Annotated in this window: 11 protein-coding genes; 3 read left to right on the top strand and 8 right to left on the bottom strand. The window is 43.3% G+C overall.

Annotated elements, in window-relative coordinates; genetic code table 11:
* Window positions 1–111: 111 nt before the first annotated feature.
* The 5 genes from V7K46_RS19640 to V7K46_RS19620 form a co-directional block, all read right to left on the bottom strand.
* A complete protein-coding gene (locus tag V7K46_RS19640) occupies window positions 112–1,146 on the bottom strand; it encodes a chlorophyll a/b binding light-harvesting protein (protein ID WP_335115982.1) in 1,035 nt (344 codons plus the stop codon).
* Window positions 1,147–1,668: 522 nt separating this feature from the next.
* On the bottom strand, window positions 1,669–2,421 hold the full coding sequence (locus V7K46_RS19635; RefSeq protein ID WP_335115980.1) for an alpha/beta hydrolase: 753 nt from the start codon (window positions 2,419–2,421) through the stop codon (window positions 1,669–1,671).
* A 185-nt stretch (window positions 2,422–2,606) separates the two neighbouring features.
* Complete coding sequence (gene fldA, locus V7K46_RS19630) at window positions 2,607–3,119, bottom strand: flavodoxin FldA (RefSeq protein WP_335115978.1); 513 nt, start codon at window positions 3,117–3,119, stop codon at window positions 2,607–2,609.
* Between the two features lie 96 nt (window positions 3,120–3,215).
* Window positions 3,216–4,649, bottom strand: coding sequence for a chlorophyll a/b binding light-harvesting protein (locus tag V7K46_RS19625; protein WP_335115976.1), 1,434 nt, complete (start codon window positions 4,647–4,649; stop codon window positions 3,216–3,218).
* Window positions 4,650–4,651: 2 nt separating this feature from the next.
* Window positions 4,652–5,683 (bottom strand): chlorophyll a/b binding light-harvesting protein, encoded by a 1,032-nt coding sequence (locus V7K46_RS19620; protein ID WP_335115974.1) that lies wholly within the window; start codon window positions 5,681–5,683, stop codon window positions 4,652–4,654.
* A gap of 314 nt (window positions 5,684–5,997) precedes the next feature.
* Here V7K46_RS19620 and V7K46_RS19615 point away from each other — a divergent pair, with 314 nt between their 5' ends.
* The gene (locus V7K46_RS19615) at window positions 5,998–6,300 is read left to right on the top strand and encodes a hypothetical protein (RefSeq protein WP_335115972.1); all 303 of its coding nucleotides are present in this window, start codon (window positions 5,998–6,000) and stop codon (window positions 6,298–6,300) included.
* Between the two features lie 468 nt (window positions 6,301–6,768).
* On the opposite strand, the gene V7K46_RS19610 is transcribed toward V7K46_RS19615, so the two are convergent.
* Window positions 6,769–9,297 (bottom strand): mannose-1-phosphate guanyltransferase, encoded by a 2,529-nt coding sequence (locus tag V7K46_RS19610; RefSeq protein ID WP_335115992.1) that lies wholly within the window; start codon window positions 9,295–9,297, stop codon window positions 6,769–6,771.
* 291 nt (window positions 9,298–9,588) lie between these two features.
* Between V7K46_RS19610 and V7K46_RS19605 the strand changes: the two genes are divergently transcribed.
* Window positions 9,589–9,888, top strand: a complete 300-nt coding sequence (locus tag V7K46_RS19605) for a hypothetical protein (RefSeq protein ID WP_335115969.1) — start codon at window positions 9,589–9,591, stop codon at window positions 9,886–9,888.
* Here the strand turns inward: V7K46_RS19605 and V7K46_RS19600 are convergent.
* Window positions 9,885–11,759, bottom strand: a complete 1,875-nt coding sequence (locus V7K46_RS19600; RefSeq protein ID WP_442939854.1) for a glycosyltransferase family 39 protein — start codon at window positions 11,757–11,759, stop codon at window positions 9,885–9,887. The genes V7K46_RS19605 and V7K46_RS19600 overlap by 4 nt on opposite strands.
* Before the next feature lie 102 nt (window positions 11,760–11,861).
* Window positions 11,862–13,097, bottom strand: a complete 1,236-nt coding sequence (locus V7K46_RS19595) for a glycosyltransferase (protein WP_335115967.1) — start codon at window positions 13,095–13,097, stop codon at window positions 11,862–11,864.
* Between the two features lie 629 nt (window positions 13,098–13,726).
* Here V7K46_RS19595 and V7K46_RS19590 point away from each other — a divergent pair.
* A complete protein-coding gene (locus V7K46_RS19590; RefSeq protein WP_335115965.1) occupies window positions 13,727–14,203 on the top strand; it encodes a hypothetical protein in 477 nt (158 codons plus the stop codon).
* Window positions 14,204–14,582: the final 379 nt, after the last annotated feature.

The raw sequence follows: 14,582 nt of genomic DNA, 5'->3' as shown, positions 1-14,582 counted from the left end.
AAAATATTACACCAGAGGTGATTGTTTCTCTCACCTCTTACGACTTTATTCTTGAAGCTTTATTTAGCGCAGCTTCATAAAGAATTGGTATAACTCCTAACTCAGCACTTGTTACGATTCGCTACCTATGGCATTTATTGCCCTTTCAATTTGGCTAAAGTCAACGCCAATTGCTCGTAGGGCGTGCCACAGATGACCTTGCAAGAAGAAGAAAGCTAAGAAGAAATGGGCATTTGCTAACCATGCTCTGGAAGTGTAACCACCGTTAGCTAACTTAATGCTGTCGGCAAAATAAGGACTAACTCCGAGTTTTAGTTCCAAAATAGGGCCATAAAATTCCACGGGATAAGCTAAAGTATTCACCGCACAGAAGTAAGCTGCAACAAATCCTGCTAAGGCAATACCGCCTAAAGAGTAGGAAAGGATGGCTTCACCGGAGAAAATTAAAAGCTTTTTCGCCCAAGGTAAAGGCTCTATGAGGATGTGCCAAATACCGCCGCCAATGAGTAACAAGCCTACATAGATATGACCGCCGACTAAATCTTCTAAGTTGTTAACACTGGCAAAGTGAGTTTGATAGCCATAAATGACCAAGGGGTTGAGGGTGGGGTCGGTGACAACTCGGACATCGTGAATTGTCGAGTCGTACAGTCCTCCCCAGAACATCGCTTTTCCTACCAGGAGTAAAGCACCTACTCCCAAGAAAATCAGGTGATGTCCTAAGATAAACCCAAGTTTTTTCGAGTCGTCCCATGCAAAGTGAAATTTCCGAGCGCGACCAGTGGCGTCTTTTAAGTTTTTTGGACCTTTGAAAGTGTGGAAAAGTGCCCCTGCACCAAGCACAGCAGAGGAGATTAAGTGTAAAGCGCCGATAACGAAATAAGGGTAAGTATCGACTACCTGACCACCTGCGCCGACACCAAAACCCAAGGTGGCTAAGTGGGGAAGCAAAATCAGCCCCTGTTCGCCCATAGGCACTTGGGGATTGAAGCGAGAGAGTTCAAACCATGTAAACGCCCCAGCCCAGAGCGTCGTTAGCGCTGCTTGTGCCACATGAGCGCCGATAAATAAGCCAGAGAGGTTGGCGAAGCGGGCGTTACCATTCCACCAATCAAATTTGACGTTGGGATTGCCGTATGTCTGCATTGTTAAGCCGATTAGTAATTGTTGCTAATAATACTCAATTAATTAGTTTTTATTTCAGCAGTGAAATGTCGCGTAAGTCCAATAAATCAGCTAGCACATGTGTAGAACTGAAGCTTTTACCTAAAGGAGGAGGGCTTCTTCCAATTCACCGCAGGCGTTACCGATTGTGGTCAGCACTTCTTGCCACATGCTCTACTTATTGAAGCTAATTACCAATTATTGAGATCACAAATTTAGTTTATTGAAAGTAATTCTTATTTAGACTATATCTTTACAAAATGTAATCATCAAAACCGGAGGAAAAATAGACACCACAAGCAAAGCGACAATAGTAACTATTACCGCTCTAACTACTCTTGGCTGCAAGCAAATATCAGTTTTTGCTAGCAGTTTTTTCTGAGACTGATATCAAGTTTGGATGAACACTTATAATTCAATCCGCTTGGGTTAAGACTTAATCCTCCTTAACCCCCCTTAAAAAAGAGGGAATTAGAGCAAGCCTTTTTAAGCAAAATTTTATTGCTAATTTGTAGAAGTGCTTAGGGATAGTGCAGATGCTTCCAGTGGATGCGGATGGTGGCATTCCCAAAAACTTAAAATCTGTTTGCCAACCTGTTCCGGATAGAAGTAGTGAAAAAAATGATACCCTTCTGGGCATTCCCACAGCTTATCTTCTGGCTTTAACCAATTCAACCAGTCATGCAATGCAGGTGGATTGACTACCGGATCACTCTTGCTACCACATACCATCATTGGCATAGAAACTCCACCCTTGGGTAAATAAACCAACTTAAACAAAGAGTGTGACGAGGGAGATTGTTCTAAATCTTTATCTAAGGCAGCTACTAACTTTTTAGTGGTATGAGGTGATTGATTTCCAAAAAGACTGCGAACGCTGCTTGCCAAAACTAGTTCACGGCTGATCTGAAAAAGTTGTCGTTGAAAGTAATAGTGAGCGTGCCAATTGTTTGCAGGTTGAGCTGCTACAGCCAGTAGAGTGAGCGATCGCACTTTTTGAGGAAATCGACGAGCATAGCTTAAAGCGATCGCACCACCCATACCATGACCTGCAAGATGCACAGGGCGATCGCGGCATTCTAAAAATTCATCCATTAACTCCACAGCTTGATCTATGGAACTGGCTTCATCTTTGGTTTGATGGTATTCCCATTGGGCGACGCTTATATACCCAGATAAGTATTTAAGTAATGGTTCATCAAAACGCTTCAAAATAGGACTAGCATTTAACCACAGAACATCAAATGAATTAGACATAAATACCTATAACTTCTGAATTATCAATTTCAGCTATAAGAGCGATTAGAAAACGCGTCTACACTAGGCTCTACCCATCTGCACGGGTAAAAACCTTGATTTTCTTTTAACCCACGCAGGTGTAGTTGGTGTAGTTCCTGTTTGTGTAGCCGCGTATTCCATTCACCAAGGCTTAAGTTTACTTTCTACAAACCAAATTCTGTCTTCAACTGAGCAACCCAAGTTTTAATTCGCTCGTCTGTTAACTCAGATTGACTACCTTGATCAAGTGCCAATCCGACAAACTTGCCATTTTTCAAAGCTCTAGATTGATCAAATTCATACCCCTCAGTTGGCCAGTAGCCAACAGTTTTACCGCCCCGTTTGGAAATTTTTTCTTCCAGAATTCCTATTGCATCTTGGAAGTTATCGCTATAGCCATATTGGTCTCCATCACCAAAATACGCGACCAGCTTACCACTAAAATCTATATCATCCAGATCAGAGAAAAAGCCTTCCCAATCGCTCTGAAGCTGACCAATATCCCAAGTGGGAGAGCCAATAATCAGCAATTCATACTCATCAAAAGTGCTAGTATCCGCTTCGTAAATGGCATGTAATGTTACAACATCACCACCAAACTCATCCCGAATTTTTTCGGCATCAGATTCAGTGTTGCCAGTTTGAGTACCGTAAAACAAACCAATTTTTTTCGACATATTGACACCTGATAAATAGATAATTGTGTGTTCAAAAGGACTTATGCAACAATAGCCATTCCTCCTGTACGTAAACCTCACACAAGTTGATGCAACTTAGAAAAACAAACTGCTATTGGTTAACAGCAGGAAGGCAAACAAAGCTCCTCCGCAGCTACCCACTGTCCAGCCAGCATCAAACTCGCTCCAAGACTTAGCCGTTTTCATGTTTTCCGGTAGTTCCCCTTGAGCCGGTTTGCGTTTTTGAAATGACACACTACCATACAACCACAAGCAAATAGACAAAATCAATAGCAGACCAATTGTCGCAAGTAGCCCTGCTAGATTTGCCAACTCCGTATCCCGCAACGGGCCTAGTTTTACGAACGGGCCAATCAAGAAATAGCCGTGCGCCATACCAATTTCCAGCCCCCGTGAAAAGGGAGACAAGCCTTGACGATAAATAGGAAGATTTGCCAACAACTTCAGGGTGATATCAGAAGCATTCACCGGGGTGTCGAAATTCCCGATTTCAGGACTCCCCGCAGGATTGATAACTCCCTGCTCAAAATCAAGTCCAGCCGCTATGACACGTACCCTCAAGGCGTGCCAGATATGACCAGCTAAAAAGACAACTGCCAAAGCAAAGTGACTGGTTGCTAACCAGGTACGAACCGTAATCACTCCCGATGCAGTAGTACTCAGTCCTAACGGCCCATAGAAAACTGTGGGATAAACGGTATCATTTACCGTTACAAAATATGCTGCCAACAAACCCATGTAAGCCAGAGCGCCCAGGCTATAGGATAGGTAAGCCTCACCAGACCAAAATAGTACCTTTTTCGCCCAACTAAAAGGCTTGGTGAGAATGTGCCAAAATCCTCCGACAATGCAGAGTATTCCTACCCAGATATGTCCACCAATGACATCTTCTAGGTTATTAACTGCTGCCATTCCCTGTTTGCCAAAAGCACCGAAGAGATAGCCAAAGATGCGACCAGGGTTAATAGTCGGTTCAGTAATCACTCGTACAGATGCCACTGCCGGGTCATAAAGACCACCCCAAAACAGCGCCTTTGCCACCAACAACCAAGCCCCCAGCCCCAACAACAGCAAATGAATGCCGATGATCGTGGTCATCTTGTCTTCATCTTTCCAGTCGTAGCCAAACAAGCCAGGGAAAGACGGGTTATCATTCAACACTGCTGGGCCTAGAACGGCATGGTAAATGCCACCAGCACCTAGTACAGCGGAACTAATTAGATGTAAAACACCAATTACAACATAAGGATAGGTATCAATAATTTGGCCGCCGTCGCCAACACCAAATCCTAAAGTTGCCAGATGGGGCAGCAAAATTAATCCCTGCTCATACATCGGTCGGGAGAGGTCGTATTTAGTGATTTCAAATAGAGTCATTCCTCCTGCCCAAAGGACAATCAACCCAGCATGAGCAACATGAGCGCCCAAAAGCTTACCCGATAGGTTAATGAATCGGGCATTGCCAGCCCACCAACCGGATTCCTGCGGAATTATGGTTGCAGTTGCCATAGTTAGATTGCCTCCCCACGAGTTGAACGGACGACTCTCCAAGCGCCAAAGTCAAATCCAGCAGCGCGTAAAGCGTGCCAAAGATGCCCTTGAAGAAAGAAGAAACCTAGCCAAAAATGAGCATTCGCCAGCCAAACGCGAGAGGATAGTAAATTTCCACTCTGGAAGTAGGGAAAACGGTCAAACCCAATATTCAGGGCTGGCCCATAAAATTCTGTTGGGTAAGCTAATGTGTTAACAGAGACAAAATAAGCGGCAATAAAACCCATTAGAGCTAAAGCACCCAAGCTGTAAGAAAGGTATGCTTCTCCTGACCAGATAAAAAGCTGCTTTGTCCAGCCAAAAGGTTGAGTGGTAATGTGCCAGATACCGCCAGCAATGCAGAGAATGCTGACCCAAATATGACCACCAACCAAGTCTTCCAGGTTATTAACTCCAGCAATCCAGTGTTTGCCACCGCCACCAAATAAGTAGCCAAAAATGACGACGGAGTTCAAAGTAGGGCTAGAAACTACGCGCACCTCAGCCACCGTAGAATCGTACAAGCCGCCAAAGAACATGGCTTTGGCAACCAATAACCCGGCTCCCAGACCCAGTAATACTAGGTGAATACCCAGAATAGTGGTCATTTTATTAGCATCTTCCCAGCGATAGCCAAAGAAGGAAAATCTCTCTTCTAAGATGGCGGGCCCACGTAGGGCATGAAAGATACCGCCAAATCCCAGGAAGGCGGAGCTAATTAGGTGCAATACTCCAACGACGAAGTAAGGATAGGTATCTACTATCTGTCCACCACTTCCAACACCCCAACCAAGGGTTGCAAGATGGGGCAATAGAATTAAGCCCTGTTCGTACATTGGTTGCGCTCTGTTGAAGTGGGCAAGTTCAAAAAGGGTTGTTGCACCAGCCCAGAGAACAATTAACCCCGCATGAGCAACGTGAGCGCCCAAAAGCTTACCTGAGAGGTTGGTTAACCGGGCGTTCCCTGCCCACCAGGGAATTGACTCCGGTTTTTGAACAGCCACGCTTGTCATGGCGTTATCTCCTGAGAAAGTTTACAAATAACTTCAACTATTAGCTTAATGAATATCTATCTCAAGAAGCATGAAGATATACTACCAGAGTAATTGCAAAAGTTTATCATTTGATTTAAGTAAAGTTTTATGAAGAATTTCAGAAACAAACTGAAAAGGCGGGCGACGGATCATTCCACCCCAACAAGGAGTGAGCTAGAAGCCAACTTCTTATAAGTGCCTTACGATATCCTCACACAATATTCCGAATGATTACTAGTTTCAAAACATACATCGGTAAAGGAAGCTAGAGAAAGTAACTTTTTTGTGCATTTATGAAATTAATCCAAATACTAAAAGTAGCTGTAATTCCGGTTTTGACTGGATTGAGCTTATTGTCTGCATCAAATAAAGTACTAGCTGACTATTTAACTAGTGAGGGGATAGGAGGTAATTACCGTTATGAATTATGGTCTAGCGATGATAATAGTGGTTACTATTTGAAAATTTGGTCAAATGAAGCAAGTCCAAAAAGTGAGGCATACTTCACAAGTAGAGAATTTACCTCTACTGGGGAAGCTTTAATTTATTTTGATTGCAAATACGCTGAGAGAAGTTTACCAGAATGTCCTCGATGATAATTTTAAACCCCTCTCATACCGTTTCATACAAACCCTGATACGTATAGATTTCTCGTAGGGGCATAGCAATGCTTATTAGTGTCAACTTAAACTATAAACCTCGTAAAATCTCGTTTCCAGTCTCTGGCTGGAAATGCATACCCTGGCGGCTCTGCCGCCAAGAGAGGGAGGCTCCGCCTCCGAACTGGTATTCCCAGTCTGAGACTCTTAACAAGGCAAACCGCTTCTAGAATGCCTTGAAAAGAGTAGCGATCGCAATCCTATTTGATTTGTGAAAATCTCCGGTGTCCAGATCCCCGACTTCGTAAAAGTTGTCGGGGATCTAACTTTTTACTAATGATTAAGTAGGGCTATATTGTCAGAAGTTTTATATAGTGGTTCTCAATTGCATCCAACCAAAAACCGCATAATTCGTAGTTCGGAATTCGTAATTAAAAAATTCAATTACGAATTCCGAATTACAAATTACACTTCGGCAGGTTGATACTCTTGTTGTCTTTCCACAAACGCTTGAACACGGGTGCGGTAGTTTCTTACAGTCTCATCTACCCAATCGCGATCGTTGCTATTTGCATACAAATGCACCAGTGGTTCGCTGGCATCTGGTAAAACTAACAGCCAACTGTCATCGTAGGGTTGACAAATTTTCACTCCATCGATGAGTTCTAGGTTTTGGGCTGGGTGAGTTTCTACTAAGTAACGCATCAAAGCACCCTTGGCTGTCCAGGGGCAGCGGATTGTATAAGTTTTGTGAATTACACGGGGCAATTCTGACCGCGCAGCAGCAAGCGATCGCTCCTGGATAGTCAACATCTCAATTATCTTAGCAATGCAGAACATGGCATCAAATCCCGGATGCAGTTGCGGGAAAATAAAACCAGTATCTCCACTACCTCCTAACACCACATTCGGATTTTTCTGACAAGCCTCCATCAAAGCTGTAGGGTTAGCTTTGGTGCGAATCACTCTACCATCATGGCGACGGGCGACTTGTTCAATAGCACTGGAAGCATGGACTGGCACTACTACAGTTCCTCTGGGGTTAGCCGTCAGAATCATGTCTACCATCAGTGCTGTTAAAGTTTCCCCACGAATTGGGTAGCCTGATTCATCAACTAAAATCAGCTGTTCTCCATTACCCGTGACTTGCACACCAAAGTTAGCTTTCAATGCCTCGACTACATGACCTAACTGAGTCAGTAATGCTTCGCGGTCAGCTACAGACATCGCCGTTTTATTGACACTGGCATTCAGCACCACTGCATCAGCGCCAAATTTATCTAACATTTGGGGTAAAACTGCCCCCGATACTGCATAAACATAGTCAATCACCACTTTTGCGCGGCTGTTGCGGAGTGTATGAACATGTAACAGTTTCTCAAAAGCAGTGCAGTAGCGATCCATGACTTGGCTAGGGTAAGACACATCACCAATTTCATGAATTAGCGCCCGTCGCATATCCTCTTTAAAGTAAGCCCCTTCAATTTTCTTTTCTAGGGCTTTGGAAATATTAATCCCCTTGGCATCCATGAATTCAATCAAAATGTAGTCAGGGCGATCGGGGTGTACCCGCACATGGATACCACCAGCTACCGACATTGTGGGTATAATCGTGCGGGTGATAGGGATAGCTGTAGCATCGAGGTTTTGAATATCAATACCTACTGACATCAAACCAGCAATCAGCGATCGCGTCACCATTCGAGAGACATTACGCTGGTCACGAGAAACTGTTACCTTAGAACCAGGTTTTAAGGTAGAACCGTAAGCAGCTCCCAATTTTACGGCGAATTCTGGGGTGAGGTCGATATTAGCTAATCCTTGCACACCACGTTGCCCAAATAAATTCCGTTGGGCGGTGTTTCCCCAAATCAAGTTAATGTTTAAAATTGCCCCTGACTCAATCTTTTTACTGGGCCAAACGCGCACGCCGGGGCTAATTTGGGCTTCTTCTCCCACCGTAGAAAGCGAACCCACAACAGCAGCTTCCAATACTTGAGCGCGGCGGTCTACACGAGTACCACGGGAAATTACACAGGCAGAAAGAGCTGCTTCCTCACCAATGAATGCTCCATTCCAGACTATGGGACGTTTGAGATTCGCATCAGCACCAATAGTGACATTATCGCCAATTACGGTTCCTGGCTCAATCTGCACTCTTGCACCGATGCGGCAATTATCACCAATCACTGCTGGGGTTTGAATCACAGCCGTTTGGTCGATGTAAGTATTTTGACCCACCCATAATTTAGGGGAAACTTCTTTATAGGCACAATCCAGTTGCACTTTCTGATCTAAGGCGTCATACTGAGCTTCACGATAGGCATCTAAGTGACCAACGTCACACCAGTAACCTTGAGCAATGTAACCATACATTGGCTCATCTTTTGCTAGTAGTAAGGGGAATAAGTCTTTGGAAAAGTCAGATTCAGTGTTTGCTGGCATATATTCCAAAACTTCTGGTTCGAGAATGTAAGTACCAGTGTTGACGGTATCGGAAAAAATTTCACTACTAGAGGGTTTTTCTAAAAATCGCCGAATCCGTGCTTCCTCATCGGTAATCACCACCCCAAATTCAATCGGGTTAGGAACTCTGGTTAAAATCAAAGTAGCTTTTGACTTTTTTTGTTTGTGAAATGCGATCGCTGCCGTGAGGTCAAAATCTGTTATGCTATCACCGCTAATGACTAAAAAGGTTTCATCAAGGAGTTCGGCAATGTTTTTCACACAGCCTGCTGTACCCAAAGGCTGATCTTCTTCGACAGCATAGGTCATCTGGACACCAAAATCGCTGCCATCTTGAAAATAGTCTCGCAAGACATCAGGTAAATAATGCAATGTTGCAATAACTTCTGTAATTTGATGTCGTTTGAGAAGATTGATAATATGTTCGGCAATTGGTCGATTTAGAATGGGCACCATCGGTTTGGGGAGATCGCAAGTTAACGGGCGAAGCCGCGTTCCCGAACCGCCTGCCATCAGTACTGCACGCATAAATCCTCCTTGTTCGCTATTTACAGCCTTGGCTGCTTCAAGACCCATGAGATATGTTTTGTTCTTCCTTCTTTAGTTTGCTATGGATCTTGATATTTGAGGAACTTCCACAAAATGCATCTAGATTGGGGCATTGGGCACTTGTACTGAGCTTGTCGTGAGCGTAGCCGTTGGTGCAGCCTCTCCAAGACTTGGGCGAAGCCGTAAAGCCTGCGGCATAGCTACGCTTAGGGCGCAGCCTCTCCAAGAGTTGTATCGGGCATGGGGCATTGGAAGCTTTGAGGTTCTGAGATGGATGAACGGAGTTCCGAGGTGGATGAACGGAGTTCCGAGGTGGATGAACGGAGTTCCGAGGTGGATGAACGAGTATCAAAGGTGGATGAACGAGTATTAAAGGTGGATGAACGCGTATCAAAGGTGGATGAACGCGTATCAAAGGTGGATGAACGCGTATCAAAGGTGGATGAACGAGTATCAAAGATGGATGAACGAGTATCAAAGATGGATGAACGCGTATCAAAGGTGGATGAATCCAGTTTTAACTCTCCCCTGCTCCTCTGCTCCCTCATCCCCCATTCCCCAGCTTATTAACTCTGCTGGCAATGATAAAGTTCATATTCGTAGCCGTTTATGCTTGGCAAAGAATGAGTGTCAGATTTAACGCATGTTTTTACGGTTTCTGCTATAGGTGCGTGAAAGTTTACCAGCCACAAGTCAAAAGGTCGTGGTAATTTCTTTAAAGTATTTTCCAGAGCAATGGTGGAAGTATTCGGGTCTTGGTCTTGATGGGCAAGAATAAACAAAGGTTTTTCAGGTAAATTGGCAAGTTTAATCTCCCTAGCTACCCCCATCATTTCCCCAGTGTGTACATAGGTTTTGTGGGTAGTGGCAATCAGTACTGGCACTGGGGATATTTGTTGGATTAGTTGCACAAAAAGGTCAGGGCGATAATATTTTTGATAGCCGAGATTGCAGAATACTGTTACTGCACTAAAAAATCCCATTAACCAAATTAAGATCACGGCTTTTTTCCCGTTTATTCCCCATTTACCTATGCTTTTTATGCCATTTTTCCCTTGTTCTCTTCCTATCCATTCCTTGGGAGGATGCCAACACACTGCCAGACTTGCCCCTAGTAAAATAACAATGGCAGGAAAGTAAACAAAGTTATAGCGAGCACCCCTGGTCAAGTCAATCCCCAAAAAGTACGTAAAAATAAAAAATAAAGCGATCGCACTGATAATGACTCCAGCAAACACCTGAATCATAATCCGGGTTTCTGGGTGCTGTAGTTGAATCTTGATCCCACGCAGCAAAATTGGTACTGCCCAAATAAAGAAAATCAACATCACCAGTCCAGAAGGAATCACAACCAATATCTGTGAAGATTCAACTGGGAGGAGGGAAATCATTGCAATCAATGTTCCTAAAGCTTGAAAAATTGGGCTGAACCAATCTAGTCCGACGCGAGAACCTCGAATCCACTCGGTCAAATTATCACGATTTCTATTTTGTAAAAAGATTGGTAGCCAAATTAAACTCGCCACAAAAGTACCTATAGCAACGGCATAGATGCGCCGCCAGGGAGGAGAAAATAAAAGAGAAAATTTGCTGCTAGTCTGCAATTGATGCCAAGCAAGAAAAATCAAAACTACACCTTCTGTGCAGAGGGTGAGAGTGAAGAAGTAATGAGTAGCAACACCTAAAGCATTAATTCCTACCCAGAGAAGTGCTATCCAGATGGGTAAAGGTGTACGGTTTTGAATATGATGGGTGGCAATTACTAAGCAGGTAAGGGAAGCAGTTACCCATAAGGCTGCCAAGCTGTATTGGCGTGCTTCTTGTGCTAAAAAGACGCCGTAGGGTGATACTGCCATCATGGCAGCAGCCAAATGTCCCACTAATGGCGAACGAAACGCTAGCCTACCTAATATGTAAATACATGGAATGGAGGCAGCACCGATTATAGCTGGTAGTGATCGCGCAGCAAACAGCGATACTAATCCTCCTTCGCTGGGAAATAATTTCATCCACAAGTAAGCCAGCACAAAATATAGTGGTGGATGGTTATCTTGTGTAACTAAGTTATGAATGACATCACCAATGCTAGCTGCTGGGTTTGGTTGCAGTGGTTGTAACAGGATATCAGGTGCGATCGCTTGATCTAGGGGTACTGATAAAAAAGTATTCCCCAAGCTAAACACCAAGGTGGAAAACTCATCAGTCCAAGGAGGCTTTGCAGTCAAGTTGGCTAGGCGCAAGTTGATGCCGATGATTAACCACATCAAGTTCAGCAAGGGGTGAAGCCAGGAAGGAGGGAGGCGAGTCTGCCAATGATGCCAATGCTTGTGTTGTAAGCCAGAGTTTGTATCTGCCAGAGACAGGAAATGGGTAGCATATACAGGTAGCAACGAGATAATTTTTCTGTAAAAATCAAATGCACCTTGGAAAAAAACTCTCATTGCTGGTCCTCACAGGAATGGATTTGTAGATTTGACGTTTGAGATTTAAGTTCGTTCTAAAGTCTAAAAACAAAAATCAAAATCTCAAATCCCTCGTTGTGATTATTTCACGTCGGTGACGCGCCAGCTAAGTTTCAAATTAATCCAAAAATTCCAGATGGTAGCAACTGCGATCGCTATCAACTTAGCTAAATACTGATTTATCCCCAAGACATTATAGAGAAAGTTAATTATTAGAGCTTGTAATACAACTCCTGCCAAACAGATCACACTGAACTTCAAGAATCGCTTGAAACGTTGATGCGGATCACGTTGCCTCCGAGAAATATCACCAAAAGTCCATAAATCATTCCATAGAAAATTATTTATGATTGCCACTCCGGCCGAAAGAATCGTACTGCGAGTTAAACCTAAATGAATCACAGTCCGCAGCAAGTAAAACACCGTTAAATCCACAAACACACCACTAAAGCCAACCAACCCAAAGCGGAGGAATCGGCCAACGGGGAAATTGACTTTTCTACTCAATCGTCCGACTCGCCCTGTGGAAAGCCGCAATCGCACTAAGTGGTGGATGTAATCTATATATTGCTTCCATGTCACCTTACTCTCACCCTCTTTGCGTTCGCAGAACACATACCCAACTTCGGCAACTTGGTCTACTTTTCCCCGCCCGATTACTTCTAGGAGAATTTTATATCCGACTGGATTGAGTGTTGCATTGGCGATCGCACTCCGACGTACCATAAAATAACCACTCATGGGGTCGGAAACTCTGCCCAGTACCCCTGGTAAAATCACTAAGCCTAACAGTTGAGCGCCACGAGACAAGAAACGCCTGACAACACTCCAGCTACTTACACCTCCTCCTTCTACATGACGGCTAGCTACGGCTATATCTGCTCCCTGCTCAATACTACGCAACAGTTGCATCAGCACCTCTGGTGGATGCTGCAAATCTCCATCAATCACCCCCAACACACTCCCCGTAGCTGCTTGCCACCCACGAATCACTGCTGAGGACAGCCCCCGTTCCTGTTGGCGTCGCATCACCCGCAACTGTGGGTATTCTGTCGTCAAGGATTCTGCTACTTCCCAAGTTCGGTCTGGGCTATCATCGTCTACCACAATCAATTCATACTTTCCTGGAATAGATTCATCCAGTAACTGACTCAATATGCTGACCACATTCTTAATGTTGTCACGCTCTTTGTAAGTAGGAATTACTAGGGAAAGATGGGTAGATTCACTACTTGTACCCACACCGTTAGGGGGCAACTCTGAAATCTTTAGTGGGCCAGTTGGTACTGTTAACAGCTTGGATGAGTTTGTCTTCATAATTTCACATTACAGAACGAGGATGTGTAAAGACCGAGGGGAATCAAGCCAAACATCTGCTGGCTTCCTTGACTAAAACTGGTTAGTCAAAATTTAATGAATACTTTTGTTACAGTTAGCTGTTTTGAAAAGTTTAATAATTCCCGTACCTCAATTCAAAATATTTACCTAAACTTCATCTAAACTTTAAATTTAACCACTCGTTTTTATAGTAAAATCCAATTTCCATAAATTTTTTTAGACAAAAAACTAATTAATACTGTACCATTAAGTCACCCAAGTCAACAAATATACAGTTTATCAAGACTATGTGAAGATTTTTTAGTATTTAATAGGGCTAATATACCAATCCAAAATCATTAGTGAGAAAATAGAGAAATAAATATAAAGTAGTGATTGCGACTAAATGGAAAATGTAGTAAGTAGGTGAAATCACTAAAAGACTCGCACTTTTGGGGCACAAGGCTTTGCACCCCTATTAAGAGGTTATTTTAAAAGTGTTTACCCGTGATTTTAGGCACTTGATGAGGGGAATAACCCATGCCCAATGCCTAATCCGTCTACTTAGTTACTTTTTTCCTCATAATCCTGGATACTATATTCTGGGTTTTATTGCTGTTGGGGTGTTAATGTCTATTTCACATAAATATACTGTTATTGCTTTTCTTAGCCTAAGCATTGCTTTGTTCATTACTAGTTGCAACGGAAATAAAGTCTCCCAGTGCCAGCGACTGATTCGAGTTGTGAATGCTGGAACTTCTTTGATTGATAAAAATAAAGGAACGCAAGTGATCACCAGCTTACAACTGTCTAAAGATTTAGAATTTGTAACTAAATCGATTGGGGAACTGAAGTTAACAGACCCCAAGCTGAAAGAATTTCAAAGCAGTTTTGTCAAAATTTTTCAGAATCTCAGTGAAGCGATCGCCAAAGCAGCTAAGGCGCTTGGTGCAACCAAAACAGCAGAAGCCTCGGCATCGGGTAGAGAAAAAATTGAAAAGGCCAGAGTCGAAATTGACTCAGCACTGACAGCAGCTACAACTGTTGGCAAGCAGTCGGATACCTTAGTGAATGAAATGAATAAGTATTGTAGCCAGCCAGAATAATCCAATTTGGCGAATTCGTTAGTTCCAAGGGATTACACGATTATTCTCAGTCTCTTGCAAAAGCTTTAGGATGCTTCTGGAACTCGAGTAAGGCAAAATAAAATCAATAAGCTAGGACAGGGGCAACATTCCCATAAAAAAGTCCACAGTCAGTTATTGTGCGGCGTTTTTGTAGCTCAGACTTTCTTTCTATGGTAAATTTTACCCTGATGATTTTTCTGGCTATACTAGTGATTTAAGCTGATTGATTGATAAATTTCATCCCCCAATATGAAAGATATAAAAACTCTAAATTTCATACATATATCATATCAGTGTACATTTTCCTTCAAATGACACAAAAGCCTTGTCTGGTCTTGGAGGAAATAAATTTCCTGGG

It is taken from the genome of Nostoc sp., from assembly GCF_036917395.1.
Lineage (GTDB): Bacteria > Cyanobacteriota > Cyanobacteriia > Cyanobacteriales > Nostocaceae > Nostoc.
The sequence above is the reverse complement of the archived record's forward strand: the minus strand, read 5'-3'. Positions and strand labels throughout refer to the sequence as shown.